We start from the raw sequence: 20,290 nt of genomic DNA, 5'->3' as shown, positions 1-20,290 counted from the left end.
TGCAGCATAATGCTGCAGGCTGTTTTTTTACTGGTCGTTATTGCTTGTGTTGCCGCCGGTGCTATTTGAATTATTTCCGCTGTCAGCACCATTTGTAGGACTACTGTTTCCATTGTTATTTCCATTACCGGAGTTGTTGGAGTTGTTATCATTTGCATTTTCACCGGTGTTGGTATTCCCTTCATTTGAAGGTGAATCTTCTGAGTTGCTGGATTCATCACTATCATTATCGGAGGGAGCATTATTTTCGTTCTCTTCATTATCAGAAGCTTCATCATTTTCTTCATCTGTTGAAGGTTCTGCTTCTTGCTTTTTCTCAGGTTTTGGCTCTGGTTTATCAGACCAATCTCCATTTGTTACTTTAGCCGATGGTCCCGATTCATTCCCAGCTACATCAACTGCTGTTACGTAATAGGCATATGCACCAGAAGGGATGTTGAATGAGCTACCATCAGATGCTTTTACGCTTCCAAGCTTCGTAAATGAACTACTACCGTTCGAAGCGCGATAAATACGATAACCAACAATATCACTTTCACCTGAAGCACCCCAATTTAGTGAAGAGCCACTTATTGAAACGCCACCAACTGCGCCTGGTTTTTTCCCATTTTCTGAAGCAGTTTTTCCTTCTGAAACGATATTTAAATCACTAAATCCAGAAGGGAGAAGCTGTGAAATATCAACTCCTGAGAAGTAATCCTCTTTAATCATGACTCCGCTGGATACAAACTCTTCTGGAGTGGAACTAAGTGCTTGATAGGTCTTACCATTCATGATGACATAACGTCCTTGAGTGAGACTGTCATCCACTTCAGTTGGTACATACTTTGCGTTGAATAGATCAGTTTTGACAAGTCCGGCTTTTTGACAGAGATCAGAAGCGAGCTTTCCAGATATACCACAGAACGAACGTCGCACAATACCCGTTGGCATTTTGAATGATTCTTTTGGATCCATTATTTCTGGTTTTTTATCATAAGCGGCATTAGCAAATAGTGCCCATAAGTTTTTGTTTCTGTTGGCATATTGACTATCCATGCTAATTTGTTTGTCATATCCAGTCCATACACCTAGTGAAACATTAGGATTGACTGCTACAAACCATGAATCATAATAATTTTGTCCAGTTCCTGTTTTTCCTGCCCAATCAGAAGCGAATTTTAATTTCCCTGGAATGTCTTGGGCAGTACCCTGGTTAACTACATCACGCATCATATCGATTGATAGATAGGCAGTTTGAGGACTGAAAACATCCACTGGTTCTGGTTTTTGTTCGAAAATGGTGTTTCCATCGCGGTCAACTATTTTATCAATTAAATAAGCATCAACAAACTTTCCTCCATTAGCAAACGTGCCAAATGCGTTGGTATTCTCTTCGACACTTACTCCCCGTTGTAGCGCACCAATTGCCATTGAAGGATTGGTTCGATCATCAAGAGTCATTGTACTAAAGCCCATCTTCACCAAATAGTCGGTTGCGTCCACTGGGTTCATTTTATTATAGACTCGAACAGCTGGAACGTTATAAGACCTTTCCAACGCTTTACGTGCAGTTACAAGACCATGGTAGTTTGATGAATAGTTACCAGGATTATATCCATCTTGAATTGGTAAGTCTGGCACAATATAGCCAGGCTGAACTTTTCCCATTTCCATTGCCGGGGCATAGTCAAGCAATGGTTTCATTGTAGAACCGTTTGATCGATAGGCGTCTGTAGCATGGTTAAGTTCTTCTTGCGCGAAATCCCTTCCACCAACAAATGAAAGAATTTTTCCAGATTCATTTTCGATGAGGATACTACCTACTTGCATAGGAAATTCTTTATTTTCAAGCTCTCCAGTTTCAGGATTTTGCACGGAGAGGGTTTTAGCACTTTGGAAATAGCTTCCGTTTTCTAGCACTTTATCTCTTGCAGCATTCATAGATTCATAAATATCTTTGTCAATTGTAGTATAAATTTTATATCCATTTTTGCGAAGCTCTTTCTCTGCATTACTCATAAATTCAAGGAATACATCTGAATTTTCTTGAACTTCTTCCCATTTCAAATCCATTTTCTTGGCTATTTCCGTTGCAGATCTACCAGTAACGTTAGCATCATAAGTGATTTGATTGTAATAGTCTACACTCTTCGAAAGTTCCTTCCCGTCATATCCTTCTTCATTCGCGATCTGCTCGGCAAGAACTCGCTTCGCACGATCTTCAATCTCAAATGTAAGGTAAGGGTATTTTTCTACTGGCGAAGGCGAAGACTCAGCTAGATTTTTTTCAATATCGTATTCTAGCGCTTTGTTATACTCTTCTTCAGTGATTGTTTCTTCTTCATACATACGATATAGAACAAATTCCATCCGATCGATTCCAGCTGAAAGATCCTTCTTTACCTCACCCGAATTTGTAAAAGGGGTGTATGTATAAGGGTTTTTGGGAATACCTGCAATGAATGCAGCTTGAGGCAAATTTAAATCACTAGCATTTACACCAAATATGCCCTGTGAGGCTGCTTGTACGCCCGCAATATTATTACCGGAAGCATTTCGTCCATAAGGAACGATATTAAGGTATGCTTCTAGAATTTCTTCTTTATTAAAGAAATTTTCGAGTCGAAGAGCGAGTAGCATTTCTTTTGCTTTTCGTTCGAAAGAAACTTCTCTTGTTAGAATCTGGTTCTTAACTAACTGTTGTGTTAATGTACTACCACCGCTTCGATCATCTGAATTGGTGACTTCTTGAAGAACGGCACGTCCAATTGCTTTTGGAACAATACCATCGTGATCGAAGAAATATTCATCTTCTGTGGAAATAACTGCTTTTTGTAGAAGAGGAGAAACGTTTTTTAACTCAACCTCTTTTCGCTCAATATCAGAACGAAAGTTACCAAGAAGAACATCACCTGCAAAATATACCTCACTGGTTTCTTCATAGTTATAAACGTCTCTCTTCATCTCATCGTAAGAGCGAATCGGTTCATCTTTAACAAGTGATGCGAAATATCCTGCACCAACACCACCGGCGAAAATAGTGCCCATTAGACCTAGCACGATAAAAATAAGAAATAAATTCCAAGTCACTTTGTAGGCGATCCTGGACCCGGTTAAGATGTTATATTCTTGTAATCTATCAATGAACGCGTTCCACTTCTGCCTGATAGAAGAAAAAAGCTCTCGCATTCCTATACCCCCTCAAATTAATCCTGTTTATTATAGCATATGTCGTCGAGATTTGTATAAACTGGTAGGGATTTCTGTAGGCTTAGAATTGACATGATTTTACCTTTGTGATATTAATTTAATTAGTGTTTTTTAATGAACGACATGCCTTGATTGGACGAAGTAGCATTTTTCTCCCTTTTTCAGAGAGCTGATGTGCGGTGAGAATCAGCATAAAGGAAAATGTGAATTACCTCCATGAGCATCTAATGGGAAAGACAGTGTCTGTGTAGCATTAGACGGTTCAGACCGTTATTCTGACTGAGTGGGAGAAAGGTTACTTTCTTCAACAAGGGTGGTACCGCGATGAAACTCGTCCCTTTTCTGGGGCGGGTTTTTTTTGTTTTTTTGCCCATTTGGATTATTTTAGTGGTTTGCCAAAAGATATTATTAACGAAAGGAAGTCGATTACATGCACATATTAGAAGAATTAGAAGCAAGAGGACTTTTAAATCAAGTTACAGATAGAGAGGGCCTTGAAAAGGAACTTTCAGAAAACCGCATTGCTCTTTATTCTGGCTTTGATCCTACAGCTGATAGCCTTCATATTGGGCATCTTTTGCCTATTCTAGCCCTACGTAGATTTCAGTTAGCTGGCCACACGCCGATTGCGCTTGTTGGTGGAGCTACTGGGCTGATTGGTGACCCTAGTGGCCGTTCAAATGAACGTACGTTGAATTCAGAAGACATTGTAAAAGATTGGACGAATAAGTTACAGGGACAGCTTGCTCGCTTTTTGGATTTTGGAACAGATGCGAACTCTGCAAAAGCTGTAAACAACTACGACTGGATTGGGGAGCTAAATGTTATTCCATTCCTGCGTGATGTTGGAAAGAACTTTGGTTTGAACTATATGCTTGCGAAAGATTCTGTTACTTCACGTCTTGAAGCGGGAATTTCTTTTACAGAATTTACGTATATGATTCTTCAATCATATGATTTTCTTCAGCTTTACCGGAAAGAAAACTGTCGTCTTCAAATTGGAGGAAGTGACCAATGGGGGAACATTACAGCAGGTCTTGAACTGATTCGTAAAGAAGAAGGCAGCGAAGAGTCTTCAAAAGCCTATGGAGCAACATTCCCACTTGTTACGAAGAGTGATGGTTCTAAGTTCGGTAAATCTGAAGGTGGAGCGATTTGGCTTGATGCCGATAAAACCTCTCCTTACGAATTCTATCAGTTCTGGATTAACACAGATGATCGTGATGTTGTGAAATTTCTTCATTACTTTACATTTTTAAGTATTGAAGAAATTAAAGAGATTGAATCAAAACATATCGAAGCACCGGAAAAGAGAGAAGCTCATCGTACTCTTGCTGAAGAAGTGACAAAGCTTGTTCACGGAGAAGAAAAGCTTCAGCAGGCAATCAACATCTCGGAAGCGCTGTTCAGTGGTGACATTAAACAGCTAACAGCTGATGAAATCCGTTTAGGATTTAAGGATGTTCCTTCTTTCCATGTAGAAGATAATGAAAAGGGACTTATCGATCTTCTTGTAGAAGCTGGTATTTCTTCATCTAAGCGCCAGGCAAGAGAAGATGTTAAAAATGGAGCGGTGTATATCAACGGTGAACGGTGTCAGGAAATGGATAAAGTTATTTCAGAAAGCGACCAAATCGAAAATCAATACGTGATTATTCGTAGAGGGAAGAAGAAATATTTCCTTCTTACGTATTAATCATTTAGCTATTTTAACTAATACTGGTGATTCCCAATAACGGTTGGTTATCACAGAGAGTAAATGAGTAAAAAATCACCAGCGGTTATGAACAGCCAATCATTAAGAGGAAGACCCTCCCATTGAAAAGAGGAGGATCTTCCTCTTTTTTTTATATTTTTTGTACTAAGTAAATTTGGACATAAAAAACCCCGGAATAAGTTCCGGGGTTTTTGAAACAGCTTAACGAGAGTAGTACTCAACGATAAGAGCTTCAGTGATTTCAGCAGGAAGTTCAGAACGCTCAGGAAGACGAGAGAACGTACCTTCAAGCTTATCTGCATCGAAAGTAAGGTATTCTGGAACGAAATTGTTTACTTCGATAGCTTCTTTGATGATGTCAAGGTTGTTAGACTTCTCACGAACGCTGATCACTTGACCAGTCGCTACACGATAAGAAGGAATGTCAACGCGTTTGCCATCAACTGTGATGTGGCCGTGGTTAACTAGCTGACGAGCCTGACGGCGAGTGCGAGCTAGACCTAGACGATAAACAAGGTTATCAAGACGAGCTTCAAGAAGAATCATGAAGTTTTCACCATGAACACCTTTCATTTTGCCAGCATCATCGAAAAGACGTCGGAATTGACGCTCAGTCATGCCGTACATGTGACGAAGCTTTTGCTTCTCTTGAAGTTGAAGACCATATTCAGAAAGCTTTCTACGCTGGTTAGGTCCGTGTTGACCTGGAGCGTAAGGGCGCTTTTCCAATTCTTTACCTGTTCCACTTAGAGAAATACCAAGACGACGAGAAATTTTCCAACTTGGTCCTGTATAACGAGCCATAATTAGCTCCTCCTTTATACCATTATTATTGGTATAAAATAAAAACAGTGTCGTGATTCCGGTTTGTGCACATTGTGTTTTCACACGCCTTCACCTCGACAGCCGGAGGTTACGCGGCGTACCTATTAAAAGGAACACAATGAAATCACAGCCCGTCACGCTGCTGCCCATTCTTATTTTACACAAATGCTATTGTAACTCTTTCAGTATTAGATGTCAACTTTAGTAGAAATGAGATGGATAGATAGCACGTCGACATCATTTTTAGGATATAAGAAAGATAAATACCTCTTCACCTTATAATAGAAAGCGCTTACAATGGAAGTGTATCTAGCTATTTTTATAACAGGGGGTTATAACTTTGACAGGGAAGCATCGCTTTGAGACAAAAACAATTCATGATGGATATGAATCTAAATCGCATCACAACAGCCTGGCATCTCCTATTTATCAAACATCAACTTTTACATTTGAAACGGCTGAGGCTGGTGAACGAAGGTTTGCAGGTGAGGAACCTGGCTATATTTATTCAAGACTTGGAAACCCTACTGTTCGAATGTTGGAAAAGCGGATTGCCTCTCTTGAAAATGCTGAGGCAGGCTTAGCGTTTGGTTCGGGAATGGCTGCCGTGTCTGCTGTTCTTTTGAACCTAGTGAAGACAGGCGACCACATTCTTTGTTCAGAAGGGGTCTACGGATGTACTTTCGGATTACTTAAAATGTTAGAAGAGAAATTTTCGATTGAACATGACTTGCTTCCGCTAGACTCAGTTGAGCAATTACAAAAAGCAATTCGTCCAAATACTACAGTTATTTATATTGAAACTCCGATTAATCCAACATTGAAATTAATTGATCTTGAAATGGTTTCTGCGGTCGCAAAAGAAAAAGGAATTAAGGTTGTGGTGGATAATACATTTTCGACTCCTTATTTACAGCGCCCGTTAGAATTTGGCTGTGACATTGTTTTGCATAGTGCAACGAAATATATCAGTGGCCATGGAGACGTGGTAGCTGGTTTAGTTGTGGGTGACCAAGAGACCATCTCTTCAATTGCTAAAAGTACGCAAAAGGATATAGGTGGAATTCTTTCACCATTCGATGCATGGCTATTGTTAAGAGGCTTAAAGACCCTCCCTATTCGAATGGATCGTCACTCTTCAAATGCTAGACAAATTATGCAGAAATTAGCTGAGCATCCTGCCATAACGAACGTGATGTATCCAGGTATGGAAGAATCTTCATCGTATGCTATTGCTCAAAAACAAATGAAGAGCCCAGGCGGTTTAATTAGTTTTGAAATTGCGGGGGAAAAGAAAGACTCCCAAGCCTTCATGAATAGACTTAATATGATTAAAATAGCTGTTAGTCTCGGGGATGCTGAAACCCTGATTCAACATCCCGCTACAATGACACATGCCGTTGTCCCGGAAGATGAGAGATTAAGAATGGGGATTAGTGAAACTCTTATTCGCCTTTCTGTTGGTCTTGAAGCATGGGAGGATATTTGGGAAGATATTCTTCAAGCGTTAGAGAACTAAAAAAAGCCATTAGAGAAATTCTCTAATGGCTTTTTAAGTAGTATAGGTACAAAATACTTTACTTTAACTCTAAAGAAAATCTTGCAATGCTTCAGTAAATTTCTCTAAATACTCCTGATCCAATTCATCGAAACGGCCAACTTTAGGGCTATCGATATCAAGTACTCCGAGGAGCTTATCTGAAGTGTACATTGGCACTACAATTTCAGATTGTGAAGCAGCGTCACATGCAATATGTCCGGGGAAATCATGAACATTGTCAATTCGCATCGTCTTGCCTTCTTTAGATGCTGTGCCACAGACTCCTTTACCGTTCTGAATACGAACGCATGCTGGAAGTCCCTGGAAAGGCCCGAGCACAAGTTGATCGGTCTCTTTTTCGTATAAATAGAACCCAACCCAATTGACATCTGTTAGAAACTGATTTAATAAAGCAGAGGCATTTGCAAGATTAGCGAGCTGATTTGTTTCACCATCTAGCAGTGCTCTTAGTTGTTTAATTACCATTTGATAATCTTTTTCTCTTTTGCCTGAATAGGATTCGACTTCAAACATGTCAAAACACCTCTTCCTTACATCGAAATTATGAACATCATATCAAATCTTGCAGATTAATACACATATTTTGTCGTACGATTAATAAAGGATTGCCTATGTTATTACCGAATCAATAATTTAGATCGTATTATTTGGAGGTGGTTCCTAGTGAAACAGGAGCGAGATACAGCATCGAAGCGAAGTGTCATACAGGCCGCCATTCAACTTTTCAATACAAAGGGTTTTAACGGTACTTCAGTGCGAGATATAGCGGGTAAAGCGGATGTGAATGTTGCCTTAATTTCGTATTATTTTAACGGCAAAAAGGGGTTAGCTGAGTTTCTAATGACGTCATTTCTAGAAGGGTATGTAAAGGAACTCGAAAAAGTATATCAGCAGCTTGACGCGCGATCTGCCAGAAGCTGTCTCGCTGAAGCTATTGAAAGGATTATGGAGTATCAGTATCAGAATAGGCAACTCGCCAGGTTTGTACTTCGGGAGATCACTTTTGATTCAGTGCTTGTTCGGGAAATCATGACCACTTATCTAGCAAAAGAAAAGTACTACTTTAGCAAAATATTTGAGGTGGGGTTTGCAAGGGAGGAATTTCGTCCACAATCCATTGATTATATCATCATGCAAATGAGAGGCATGCTTTCTATGCCATTTTTGCAACCTCAATATATACTAGAAGTGCATCATATTCAGCCAAATGAACATTACTTTATTGAACGATATACGAAACAATTAAATGAATGGATAGAACGATATATTTGTAAGACTGGAATTTGGGAAGCAAGGCCGTTCGTTATGAACGGCTAAGCAAGGTTGGTGATTGTAGAGAGTGTGTAAGAAGTCGTTCTGCTCCTTGACCAATCCCTTTTGCGCTATGAGCATCTGAGCCATAGACGAGAGGGATTTCTCGTTTTATTGCTTCACGTATAACCCAGTCAGTTGGATATGGCTCTCCACATAAAGGTTTCACTGTTCCGGCTCCATTATAATCTAATGAAAAGCCGCTTTCTTTAATCGCATCAAGTAATGTAGAGATTTCCGAGAAAAAGGAACTTTTAGACGGGTGTTTTTTCTGGAATTTATTTGCTAAAGTTATATGTCCAATTCGAGTAGGTTTATACTTTCCTAGATCAGCATGGACTGACTTCAATAGTGTTTCGTAATACTTTTGGTGAACCATATCAACGGAACCCAATGAAGCAATTAGTTGTTCAAAAGCTTCTGGACTATAGTCAAGGCAAGTATAGTTAGTTCCTTCTTTCAAAAAATGAACAGAAAGAATCGCATCATCTAATTGTGGTCCTACTGTATTAAGAAACTGTCTTGTCTCTTCTTCATAGCCTTCAATAAAATCAACCTCTAGTCCACAGTTAATTTCAATTTTTCCCTTAAACTTATGTTTTAGCTGCTGAATATTTTCAAAGTAGTTTTCTAGCACTTCCCATTTCATTCCGCTATCTTGATTTGGAACAGGGTCATGGAAATTTTGTGGGAGAGGAGCGTGTTCAGTAAATGTCATGCCTTTGTAACCGAACTGAATAGCAGCTTCTACGTAATCCTCAAATAAATCTGTTGATCCATGTGGACAAAATGGAGAGTGTATGTGTCCATCATATGAAATAATCATCCAAAAGCACCTTCTTTCAATAAATGAAAAAGTTTATAATAAAATCAAGGATTTTAGTTGTCGAATATTGAATTTATTTAGTCAAAGAGGTAATTACATGGTATCATAAAAACATTGATGAAATTCGTACATATTCGTTTATAAAAGATCTATATCTGATGATTTAGACTGCTGTTTTAGCATGTATACATAAATTGATGATGTGGAAGAAGGGGTGCTTCCGTTGGAGTATATTGTCATTGCGATTATTTTACTTGTTGCCGTCATTTTATACGGCACTTTTGCTAGAAGAAAAATATACAATGAAATCGATCGTCTAGAAGAATGGAAGATTGATATATTAAACAGACCTGTGACAGATGAGATTTCGAAGGTGAAAGGTCTAACAATGTCAGGTCAAACGGAAGAAAAATTTGAAAAATGGCGTGAAGAGTGGGATGAGATCGTAGCAGTTAAGCTTCCCAACTTGGAAGAGCAGCTTATGGATACCGAGGAAGCTGCTGAGAGGTATCGCTTTAGTAAAGCGAAAGCAACATTAGTTGAAACTCGTGAACGATTAGAACAGATTGAAAAGCGTATTGAACTGATGTTAGAAGATATTAATGAGCTCGTTTCGAGTGAAGAGCAGAATAGAACAGAAATTGTTTCCGTTCAAGAGGTGTTCAGGGAAGCCAAACAGCGACTTCTTTCACAAAATCGTTCACTTGGTAAGGCTTATCCTACCCTAGAAGCTGAACTCGAAGAACTTAAACAAGATCTTAAGCGCTATGAACAACTAACCGAAGAAGGTAACTATCTTGAAGCTAGAAGTGTGTTGAAAGAAATCCAAGAGCGGTTAACAGCTGTTCAAGAAAAAATTTCTGTTACACCAGAATTAATAGCGCTTGTGCATACGCAGATACCTTCTCAACTAAAAGAACTTGAAGATGGAACTTCCGTGATGGAGTCTGAAGGCTATGTACTTGATCATTTGGAAATTCAAGATCATATTGAACACGTCGAATCGGATTTAGTCAGATGGGATTCGGCTATTGAGAAGACGGAAGTCGAAGAGATCAAGATAGAAATTGATACAGTGCGAAGAAATATTGAAGGACTATATGATCAATTGGAATCTGAAGTAGATGCAAGGCATCTTGTTACGGAGAAAGTAGAGGAGCTTGAACATGAGCTGCTTAAAACTAATAATCACTTTCAAGACTTGCAAGAAGAAACGAATGTTGTGCAGCTCAGTTACCGTTTAGAGGAACAGGAATTGAAAATGATTAAGGAAATTGAGAAAAAGATTTCTGATATGCATATTCGATTTAATGCTGTTATTGAAGCAGTTGAAGGCAATAAGCAGGCATTTACCACACTTGCTGAAACGGTGCTTTCCTTAAAAGAAGATCTTGCTTCAATTGATCATGAAATGCAAATTCAAAAAGAGAATTTGCATATGTTAAGAAAAGATGAGCTTAAAGCGCTTGAGACGATTAAAGATTTGAAGAGAAGATTAATTGAATCAAGAAGAATGATGAAGTTAAGTAATCTACCAGGCATTCCAGAATCATATTTAGATGGTTATGAACTGGCAGAGGATATCATTGTAGAATTAAGTGATCGTCTTTCAGACGTACCGCTTGATATTTATCAAATTAATGAAGTGCTTTCTGATGCTGAACGTGCGGTTGAACATAGTACTGAAATAACAAAAAAGCTTGTCGAAGACGCCATTCTGACCGAACGCTTGATTCAGTTTGGGAATCGATATCGAGGGAAGCACAGAAGTGTAGATGAACTGCTTCAAAAAGCAGAAGATCACTTCAGACAATATGAGTACGATGAAGCATTATCAACAGCTGAAGCTGCCATTGAAAAGGTTGATCCACAGGTGCTTCAATCGTTGAAAGATGATGTAAGAGAACCTGTTAAATCATAACTCTCCTCATTGAGGAGAGTTTTTTTGTTGTAATCAGTATTTTTCTTTTTAAAAAAACGCAGACAATTTGTCTGCGTTAGAAAAAATTATAATTTTCTATCTTTCTTAGATATTATCCATCCTACTATTCCACCTATGATAGCGGGTACAATCCATCCTACGCCATCACTATAGAGTGGGAGCTTATGTAGAATGGTAATCCCAGGCATTATAATCCCGGCGCCCTCAAGGGCATTGGGGACACTTATAAGGATTGTCAAAATGATAGCCCCCCTATAAACGTAGTGATGGATAGAAAATAGGTAGCTCATGAATGTTAAGAAGATCAATACAATTGCTACAGGATAAATCGCAATTAAAACAGGTAATGTAAATGTAATCAATTGAGTCAGTCCAAGGTTTGCCACAAAAGCACTGAAAATTGTAATGATCAGAATAACAAACTTATAAGAAAGCTTTGGATACGTTTTTGAGAAATACTCGCCACATGCCGTTACTAGTCCTACAGATGTTGTTAAACAAGCAAATGTAATCGCGGCTCCAAGAAGAAATGTGCCAAATGAGCCGAACAGGTAACTCGCAACACTAGAGAGGATTTCTCCTCCGTTATTGACTGAACCAAGAAGGTTAACACTTGTAGCTCCTATATAGGCAAGTGATAAATAAATACCCGTTAACCCTATTGCTGCTAGGATTCCAGCTTTCAATACAGCGATGGAAATGGTTTTTCGATCTGTGATGCCTTTATCCTTGACGGCTTGAATCACCACAATTCCAAATACAAGAGCTGCAATTGCATCCATCGTAAGATAACCTTCAATGAACCCTTTAAAGAAAACGCCGTCCTCATACTTCGCTGAAGGGGCTGAAAGTGGACCTGGTGGATGGATAAAAGCTCCTACGATTAAACTTCCAAGAACTAGAAGTAATAAAGGTGTCAAGATCTTTCCCACTCGATCCACTAATCTTGAAGGATTCAGTGATAACCAAAACGTAATACCGAAGAAAATAAGGGTATAGATAAATAATGGCATCCCGGTAACATTCGTTGATTCATTCAAAAATGGCACGACACCAATTTCAAATGCTACCGTCCCGGTACGTGGGATTCCAAAGAATGGCCCAATCGCAAGATAGAGGATCGCAGTGAATACAAATCCGAAAGTGGGGTGAACTTTAGAAGCAATATCTTTTAAGTTTCCCCCCGTTAACCCAATCGCCGTCACGCCTAAAAGAGGAAGTCCAACCCCTGTGATGAGAAAACCAGCTGTTGCTACCCAAATATTACTCCCGGCAGAATGACCGAGCGCGGGTGGGAAAATCATGTTTCCTGCTCCAAGAAAAAGAGCAAAAAGCATTAATCCTATTGTCAAAATGTCTTTATTTGATAATTTCAACTTCATAAGGGCCTCCTGATTAAACTGTTTAACATGTCCTAATTTTCGGACTTCATATTAACACAATTGATCGACAAATCATAACAAAACCAAAATGATTAATAATTCAAACAATTTATCTGCCATTCTAGCAGCGTTCGTTCGACCTTGGTAATCATAACCATTCTTAGCGTAACGAACAAAATGATGAATCTATCTCATTATCTAGAATATTTGATTTGGTGATTTGTTTGACCTATGGTAGGATTATTAGTTGGAAATATAAGATGACTGAAGGTGTCATAATATGATTTATTTGGATAATAGTGCTACAACGCAGCCCTATAAAGAAGTACTTGATGCATATCGAAAAGCAGCTGAAAATTTTTTCGCTAATCCATCTTCTCTCCATCGAAAAGGTGGAGAAGCAGAGCGATTGTTTCGACAAGCGAGAATGAGTATTTCAGATTTGTTACAAGTTAAAATGAATGAAATTATTTTTACTTCTGGTGGAACTGAGAGTAATAATTTGGCTATTAAAGGTTCAGCACTTCAATATATGAATCGAGGTAAGCACCTCATTACTACGAGTATAGAACATGCTTCCGTTTTGGAGTCCTTCCGGCAGCTTGAATCCATGGGATTTGAAGTGACGTATTTACCTGTTAACAGAGAAGGAGAAATCTCTCTAGATGATCTTGAAGAGGCGCTCACTCCTGAAACCATTCTTGTTTCTATTATGCACGTGAATAATGAGATGGGTGCCATTCAACCAATAAAAGAAGCGGGAAAGTTGATTAAACAAAAATCACGTGCCTTCTTTCATATTGATGATGTTCAGGGAATTGGTAAGGTGCCACTCAACTTTAATGTAGTACAAGCGGATTTAGTCTCTTATTCGGCGCATAAATTTCATGGGCTAAAAGGTAATGGGATATTAATAAAACGAGATAAACTGTCTTTATTTCCACTGCTTTCAGGAGGGGGGCAGGAAAGCGACATTCGCTCAGGTACAGAAAATGGTCCTGGAATCGTCGCGATGGCAAAGGCTCTTCGAATATTTTTAGGTAAAGCGGATGTTCAAAAGGAGAAGTTAAAAACATTACAAACGCTGTTGCTAAAAGAACTCTCCGATATTGAAGGCGTGAAGTTAAATAGTACTCAATTAGGTTCTCCGCATATTGTTAATTTCTCAGTCCCTGGTATTAAGCCGGAAGTATTGATTCATACGCTTGAGGAAAAAGAAATTTATGTGTCAACTCGTTCGGCGTGTTCTTCCAAAACAGCAGCAGCAAGCCACGTATTAACATCTGTTGGTTTATCAGATCAAGGGGCAAAGTCGGCTATTAGAATAAGCCTTTCTTTTGATACAACGATAGAGGAAGTAGAATTCTTTCTTGAAGAGCTTCAAAAAGTAATACCCAAACTAAAACATGTAATGAGGTAATAGCTATGTATGATCATATCATTCTTCGCTACGGGGAAATTTCACTTAAAGGTAAAAACAGAAAAGGATTTATCACTGCTTTGAAAAAAAGAGTGAAGCAGGTATTGTCTGACTATCCATCCATTGAGGTTCATCAATCTTTTGACCGAATGATTGTGAAATTGAATGGAGAGGATCCAGATCCGATAATTATGAAGCTAAAAACGATTTTTGGCATTCACTCCCTTAGTGTCGCCATCAAGACAGAACACGATCTCGATCTTATTAAAGAAAAGGCATTACAGCTTGTTAAGGATCAAATGGGTAATGAAAGTATGACTTTCAAAGTAACAGTTAGGAGACCTTTCAAGCAATTTCCACATCGCTCACAAGATATGAATCGCGATATAGGCGGTTATGTTCTTACTAATACAGAAAAATTAACGGTGGATGTCCACAATCCTGACATGGAATTGAAGGTAGAAGTGAAGCAAGATGGTGCTTATCTTAGTTGCGATAATTCAGAAGGTGCTGGAGGTCTTCCAACTGCTCAAGATAATAAGGTAATGTTGATGTTATCAGGTGGTATCGATAGTCCAGTCGCGGGTTATTTAACGATGAAAAGGGGAGTAAAAGTAGAAGCAGTTCATTTTCACAGCCCTCCTTTTACAAGTGAGCGTTCACGCCAGAAAGTAGAGGATCTTGTAAAAGTTCTCTCTCGATACGGTGGAGACATTCGCCTTCATATTGTCCCGTTTACAAATACACAGAAATCAATTCAAAAAGAAATGCCTGATAATTACAGCATGACAATTATGAGAAGAATGATGATGCGAATCACGGAAAAGTTAGCAGAAAAAAGTGGAGCACTTGCCATTGCAACAGGGGAAAGTCTTGGACAAGTAGCAAGTCAAACGATTCAAAGTATGAATACAATTAACGAAGTGACAAATTATCCTGTTCTAAGGCCTCTTATTTCTATGGACAAAATTGAGATTATGAGGATTTCAAGGGCTATTGACCTGTATGATATCTCGATTCGGCCATATGAGGACTGTTGCACGGTGTTCTTGCCAGATGCACCTAAGACAAAACCAAAACGGGAACATGCAAATAAATTTGAACAATACTTACCAATTGATGAATTAGTAGAAGAGGCTGTAAGTGGTGTTGAAACGATTGTTATTAAGGAAAAAGATGATTCATTTGATGACTTACTTTAATCTTCCAACATTTAACCATACTACCAATAGTTAATGAGAATAACCCTCCCTTCTCTATCAAATGATAGTGTCAAGGAGGTGAACAACTCATGGCTAATAACAGCTCAAACAACCTTGTTGTACCAGGTGTACAACAAGCTTTAGATCAAATGAAATACGAAATTGCTTCTGAATTTGGTGTGAATCTTGGTCCAGACTCAACTTCACGTTCAAACGGTTCAGTTGGCGGCGAGATCACGAAGCGTCTTGTTCAACAATCTGAACAGCAATTCGGAGGATACTCCAAATAATTTAATATAATGGCTTGGAGAAGGTGAATTAGACACCTTCTCCTTTTTTATCGGCAATAATGTTCAAAACTTTCATACTTTTATGTATAATGTAATTATTGCAGAATAAAGGGGGATAAGAATGCAGGACTTAATTGCACCTGAACATTACAATCTAACAAGCGAGATGGAGCGCTTTACTTCTAAAGAAGATAAAGTGGCCTTAAAATGGCGAAGTGATCAAGGCGAAGTTCAAGAAATTACATATAAACATTTATTTGAAAAGGCGAATCGCATCGCTGGCGCGCTAACTGCCCAGGGATTAACAAGTCAAGATCGTGTTTTGATCATGATGCCCAGGTTAATTGATACATATGCCGTATACATTGCCTGTTTGAAAGCGGGTCTAGTCGTTATTCCTTCTTCAGAAATGTTGAGAAAAAAAGATTTGATCTATCGAATTAATCATGCCGAAGCAAAAGCGGTTATCTGTGAAGCAGAACTTATTGAATCATTTGAAGGTGTAGAAGACGAAGCGCCTTCTTTGGAACATAGATTCATTGTAGGCAATCGTGCTAATGGATGGATATCTTTACTGGATGAAGCTAAAAATGAAAGCGCTTCTTTCGCTGGCGTGGCCACATCAAGAGAAGACATGGCATTCCTTTCCTATACGTCTGGAACAACGGGAAATCCTAAAGGCGTTGTTCATAGTCATGGTTGGGCATATGCTCATTTAAGAACTTCTTCAGCCTCATGGCTCGATATTCATGAGGGAGATAACGTTTGGGCAACTGCAGGACCAGGGTGGCAAAAATGGATTTGGAGCCCTTTTGTTGCCACATTATGTAGTGGCGCAACTGGTTTTGTTTATAGTGGTAAATTTGATCCAGAAGCGTACCTTGGTTTTCTTTCAGAATATGATATTAATGTTTTATGTTGTACACCAACAGAGTATCGCTTAATGGCAAAGGTAGATGATTTAACTAGGTACAAATTGCCTGCTCTCAGAAGCGCCGTTTCAGCTGGTGAGCCGCTTAATCGTGAAGTAATTGATACGTTTAGAAAATATTTTCAGATTGATGTTAGAGACGGCTATGGTCAAACTGAGAATACATTACTTGTTGGCATTCTAAAAGGCATGGAAGTAAAGCCAGGTTCAATGGGGAAACCAACACCTGGTAATCAAGTGGATATTATTAATGAAGATGGTCAACCTGTTCAGGTTGGAGAAGTGGGAGACATTGCCGTCCATAAGGATGTACCTGCTCTGTTCAAACGGTACTATAAGGATCAGGAACGTACGCAAATGGCGTACAGAGGTGACTATTACTTAACGGGGGATAAAGCTTCCAAAGATGAGGATGGTTACTTTTGGTTTGAAGGTAGAGGTGATGATATTATCATTAGCTCCGGATATACAATTGGACCATTTGAAGTAGAGGATGCTCTTGTGAAACACCCGGCTGTACAGGAGTGTGCGGTCGTTGCAAGTCCTGATGAAGTTCGCGGTAATATAGTAAAAGCGTATATTGTACTGAAAGATCCCAATCAAGCGGGAGATGCTTTAGTTCGTACACTACAAGATCATGTAAAAGAGCTAACTGCGCCTTATAAATATCCAAGAAAAGTTGAATTTATTGAAGAACTTCCGAAAACAACTTCAGGTAAAATTAGAAGAATTGAGCTTCGTCAAAAAGAAACTCTTGGGGCGTCTTAGAATAGAGGATACAGTAAAAAATAAGAAGAAGACCTTTGAGGTCTTCTTCTTATTTTTTTGCTTTATTTTTAATTAAAGCTTCAATCTTATTTGCCTGATCACCTGCATTATCCTGTTCCATTGCTTTTATATATGTCGAGCGGTTCTCAAATGTTTCACGTACGGATTTTAAGAAAGAAGCGTCTGATAAATCTTCCTCCAATAGAACATTCGCATAGCCTGATTTCTGGAACGATTGGGCGTTCAAAATTTGGTCCCCTCTACTTGCAGCTCTTGATAATGGGATGAGTAACATTGGTTTTTTCAATGCAAGGAACTCAAAAATAGAATTTGAACCAGCTCTTGAGACAATTAAATCAGCCATGGCTAATAAGTGAGGAAGTTCATCTGTTACATACTCGAATTGCTTATACCCCTGCATTTGCAAATTTTCAACCACTTGCCCTTTACCGGTAAGGTGGAGAATATCATATGTTTGTAAAAGCTCATCTAACTGATTGCGAACAGCTTCATTGATTCGTTTTGCACCAAGACTTCCGCCCATAATTAACATAACAGGCTTTGTCCCAGTGAATCCGGCAAAAGAAAGGCCAGTGGAGCGTTTGCCACTTTTCAGTTCATCACGAACAACTGCGCCGATATATTCCGCTTTGCTTTCAGGTAAATGGTTTACCGTTTCAGGGAAAGTTGTACATACCTTTGAGGCGAAAGGGATGGCTACTTTGTTAGCGAGTCCCGGTGTTAAATCAGATTCATGAATAATGACAGGAACTCCATTCATCTTTCCGGCGATTACGACAGGTACAGATACAAATCCCCCTTTAGAGAAAATGACAGAAGGCTTTTCACGTTTAATAATGGAAAAAGCCTCTCCTACGCCTTTAATTACTTTAAAAGGATCTTTGAAGTTATTCCAGTCAAAATATCTTCTTAGCTTTCCGGTAGCAACATGATGATAAGTAACCCCTTTGACAGGTTCAATTAACTGACGTTCAATGCCGTTCTCAGAACCGATATAATGGATATCCCAGTCGTCTTTTAAAAAACGAGGAATTAGTGCTAAATTAACTGTAACGTGCCCGGCAGAGCCGCCACCTGTAAATAAGATTTTCTTTTTCAACGAGATTTCCTCACCTTCAACAATTGTCTTGCATATACTCTTTGTTATTCTTATTGTATCATGATTGAAAAATCAACCAAGAGTTTGATGAAAAACCAGAAGATTCACAGTTTATATGAGGAATGATACAATTAGCTCACAATTTACATTTACATAAAGGAGAGAACATCAGTGGGAACGCTTTGGTTTGGTGGTAAGATCTATACGCTTGAACATGAAAATGAAACGGTAGAAGCCGTCTATACAGAAAATGGCCGTATCAAAAAGGTCGGGTCTAAATCAGAACTAACCTCTATGTTCGAGAAAGAAATGACAGAAAAACATGATTTAAAAGGGAATGTCATGATTCCTGGTTTTGTGGATAGTCATCTCCACATGATTGGACATGGAGAAAAACTTCTGCGTCTCGATTTATCGGAGGCTACGTCAGCGGAAGAGATGAAAAGACATCTGATTAACAAAGTGAATGATACAGCCTCATTTGACTGGGTGATTGGGGAAGGTTGGAATGAAAACAACTTTCAGGATCGCAAAATCTTCCACCGTGATGAATTAGATGATATTGCTCCAAATAATCCAATGATGTTAACAAGAGTGTGTAGACATGCCATACTTGCGAATTCGATAGCCCTTGATCTTGCAGGTATAACGGATGATACACCAGATCCTGAAGGTGGCGTAATCATGAGGGATAATGAAGGCAGAGCAACTGGTTATTTATTGGATCGTGCCCAGGAACTAGTAAAGGATGCTATGCCTGAAGTAAGTGTTGAATACCTTGAAAAAGCTCTATCTTGCTCAGTCGATGACCTTGTAGCGAAAGGCGTTACAGGTGGCCATAGTGAAGATCTAAATTACTATGGTGGTTTTAAACGTACTTATGAGACCTTCGTAAATGTCATCAACGGACAACGTAAATTTAGAGCTAATTTATTAGTCCATCATGAAGTAATCGAGCAGATGCGCAAGCAAGGGTTAGGTTTCGGTGATGGAACAAATTATGTAGAGCTAGGTGCGATGAAGATTTTTGCTGATGGCGCACTTGGTGGTCGTACTGCTCTATTGAGCGATCCATACAATGATTCTCCTGATACGTCAGGAGTTGCGATTCATAGCATTGAAGGACTTACCGAACTTGTGAAGAAAGCAAGGGTTCATGATATGCCTGTGGCTATTCATGTGATTGGTGATTTGGCACTCGAGTATGCAATTGAAGCGATTGAACAGTATCCTGCTCCACATGGGCTTAGAGATCGCCTTATCCATACGCAGGTCATGCGTGATGATTTGTTAAAACGATTAAAAGAACTTTCAGTTATTCTTGATATTCAGCCAAGGTTTGTCGCTTCGGATTTTCCATGGGTAATGGAGCGTCTCGGCGAAGCAAGAATGACATGGTCATTTGCGTGGAAAACGCTGCTTGATAGTGGCGTTCCAATTGCAGGTGGATCAGATGCACCGATTGAACCTGTGAATCCATTGTTAGGTATTCATGCAGCAGTTACGCGAAAGCGTCCTGAGGAAACACATGGTGGATATTATCCTGAACAGAAATTATCTGTGTTTGAGAGCGTCTCTCTTTTTACTAAAGGAAGTGCGTTTGCAATTGGAAGAGAACGTGAAAGAGGTATGATTAAAGAGAACTTTGCAGCGGATTTCACTGTATTAAATCGCGATATTTTTAATTGTGATCCAGACCTTATTATTCAAACAGATGCTGTTATGACAGTCATTGATGAAACAATCGTTTATCAAAAAGAGCGTGGTTCTCTCTCATAGAAAAAATTCTTTACTAATAAAAAA

General features: G+C 39.0%; 15 protein-coding genes and 1 other annotated feature. Of the genes, 9 read left to right on the top strand and 6 right to left on the bottom strand.

Annotation, left to right across the window (positions count from 1 at the left end; translation table 11 throughout):
- Nucleotides 1-27: 27 nt before the first annotated feature.
- Nucleotides 28-3,171: a transglycosylase domain-containing protein gene (locus AC0VYH_RS16345; protein ID WP_475365622.1), complete on the bottom strand. Its 3,144-nt coding sequence runs from the start codon at nucleotides 3,169-3,171 to the stop codon at nucleotides 28-30.
- A gap of 140 nt (nucleotides 3,172-3,311) precedes the next feature.
- Nucleotides 3,312-3,534: a binding site (T-box leader), on the top strand.
- Between the two features lie 88 nt (nucleotides 3,535-3,622).
- Between AC0VYH_RS16345 and tyrS the strand changes: the two genes are divergently transcribed.
- Nucleotides 3,623-4,888, top strand: coding sequence for a tyrosine--tRNA ligase (gene tyrS / locus AC0VYH_RS16340; RefSeq protein ID WP_475365621.1), 1,266 nt, complete (start codon nucleotides 3,623-3,625; stop codon nucleotides 4,886-4,888).
- 222 nt (nucleotides 4,889-5,110) lie between these two features.
- Here tyrS and rpsD read toward each other — a convergent pair whose 3' ends face one another.
- Complete coding sequence (gene rpsD / locus AC0VYH_RS16335) at nucleotides 5,111-5,713, bottom strand: 30S ribosomal protein S4 (RefSeq protein ID WP_136948553.1); 603 nt, start codon at nucleotides 5,711-5,713, stop codon at nucleotides 5,111-5,113.
- 361 nt (nucleotides 5,714-6,074) lie between these two features.
- On the opposite strand from rpsD, the gene megL reads away from it, so the two are divergent.
- Nucleotides 6,075-7,253 carry a methionine gamma-lyase gene (megL, locus tag AC0VYH_RS16330; protein ID WP_475372756.1) on the top strand — a complete coding sequence of 393 codons (1,179 nt, stop codon included), beginning with the start codon at nucleotides 6,075-6,077 and terminating at the stop codon, nucleotides 7,251-7,253.
- A 69-nt stretch (nucleotides 7,254-7,322) separates the two neighbouring features.
- Here the strand turns inward: megL and AC0VYH_RS16325 are convergent, their stop codons facing one another.
- Entirely contained in the window at nucleotides 7,323-7,808 is a 486-nt protein-coding gene (locus AC0VYH_RS16325) for a GAF domain-containing protein (protein WP_430241478.1), read from the bottom strand.
- Nucleotides 7,809-7,958: 150 nt separating this feature from the next.
- Here AC0VYH_RS16325 and refZ point away from each other — a divergent pair, with 150 nt between their 5' ends.
- Nucleotides 7,959-8,612 (top strand): forespore capture DNA-binding protein RefZ, encoded by a 654-nt coding sequence (gene refZ, locus AC0VYH_RS16320; RefSeq protein ID WP_475365619.1) that lies wholly within the window; start codon nucleotides 7,959-7,961, stop codon nucleotides 8,610-8,612.
- On the opposite strand, the gene hisJ is transcribed toward refZ, so the two are convergent.
- Nucleotides 8,599-9,432 carry a histidinol-phosphatase HisJ gene (hisJ, locus tag AC0VYH_RS16315; RefSeq protein ID WP_475365618.1) on the bottom strand — a complete coding sequence of 278 codons (834 nt, stop codon included), beginning with the start codon at nucleotides 9,430-9,432 and terminating at the stop codon, nucleotides 8,599-8,601. The genes refZ and hisJ overlap by 14 nt on opposite strands.
- Nucleotides 9,433-9,655: 223 nt before the next feature.
- On the opposite strand from hisJ, the gene ezrA reads away from it, so the two are divergent.
- Entirely contained in the window at nucleotides 9,656-11,353 is a 1,698-nt protein-coding gene (gene ezrA / locus AC0VYH_RS16310) for a septation ring formation regulator EzrA (RefSeq protein ID WP_430241473.1), read from the top strand.
- An 86-nt stretch (nucleotides 11,354-11,439) separates the two neighbouring features.
- Here the strand turns inward: ezrA and brnQ are convergent, their stop codons facing one another.
- Nucleotides 11,440-12,756: a branched-chain amino acid transport system II carrier protein gene (gene brnQ, locus AC0VYH_RS16305; RefSeq protein WP_475365617.1), complete on the bottom strand. Its 1,317-nt coding sequence runs from the start codon at nucleotides 12,754-12,756 to the stop codon at nucleotides 11,440-11,442.
- A 280-nt stretch (nucleotides 12,757-13,036) separates the two neighbouring features.
- Between brnQ and AC0VYH_RS16300 the strand changes: the two genes are divergently transcribed.
- From AC0VYH_RS16300 to mbcS, 4 genes are all read left to right on the top strand, one after another.
- Nucleotides 13,037-14,176, top strand: coding sequence for a cysteine desulfurase family protein (locus AC0VYH_RS16300; RefSeq protein WP_475372755.1), 1,140 nt, complete (start codon nucleotides 13,037-13,039; stop codon nucleotides 14,174-14,176).
- Nucleotides 14,176-15,378, top strand: a complete 1,203-nt coding sequence (gene thiI / locus AC0VYH_RS16295; protein WP_276511810.1) for a tRNA uracil 4-sulfurtransferase ThiI — start codon at nucleotides 14,176-14,178, stop codon at nucleotides 15,376-15,378. Before AC0VYH_RS16300 ends, thiI begins: the two co-directional genes overlap by 1 nt.
- An 89-nt stretch (nucleotides 15,379-15,467) precedes the next feature.
- On the top strand, nucleotides 15,468-15,668 hold the full coding sequence (locus tag AC0VYH_RS16290; RefSeq protein ID WP_098444548.1) for an alpha/beta-type small acid-soluble spore protein: 201 nt from the start codon (nucleotides 15,468-15,470) through the stop codon (nucleotides 15,666-15,668).
- Nucleotides 15,669-15,783: 115 nt separating this feature from the next.
- Complete coding sequence (gene mbcS, locus AC0VYH_RS16285) at nucleotides 15,784-17,367, top strand: acyl-CoA synthetase MbcS (RefSeq protein ID WP_475367503.1); 1,584 nt, start codon at nucleotides 15,784-15,786, stop codon at nucleotides 17,365-17,367.
- A 49-nt stretch (nucleotides 17,368-17,416) separates the two neighbouring features.
- On the opposite strand, the gene AC0VYH_RS16280 is transcribed toward mbcS, so the two are convergent.
- Nucleotides 17,417-18,487, bottom strand: a complete 1,071-nt coding sequence (locus AC0VYH_RS16280) for an undecaprenyldiphospho-muramoylpentapeptide beta-N-acetylglucosaminyltransferase (protein WP_430241464.1) — start codon at nucleotides 18,485-18,487, stop codon at nucleotides 17,417-17,419.
- A 171-nt stretch (nucleotides 18,488-18,658) separates the two neighbouring features.
- Between AC0VYH_RS16280 and AC0VYH_RS16275 the strand changes: the two genes are divergently transcribed.
- Complete coding sequence (locus AC0VYH_RS16275; RefSeq protein WP_475367800.1) at nucleotides 18,659-20,266, top strand: amidohydrolase; 1,608 nt, start codon at nucleotides 18,659-18,661, stop codon at nucleotides 20,264-20,266.
- The last annotated feature ends 24 nt before the right edge of the window (nucleotides 20,267-20,290 follow it).

The sequence above is a fragment of the Anaerobacillus sp. QJM3NY_32 genome (genome assembly GCF_056173645.1).
The sequence above is the reverse complement of the archived record's forward strand: the minus strand, read 5'-3'. Positions and strand labels throughout refer to the sequence as shown.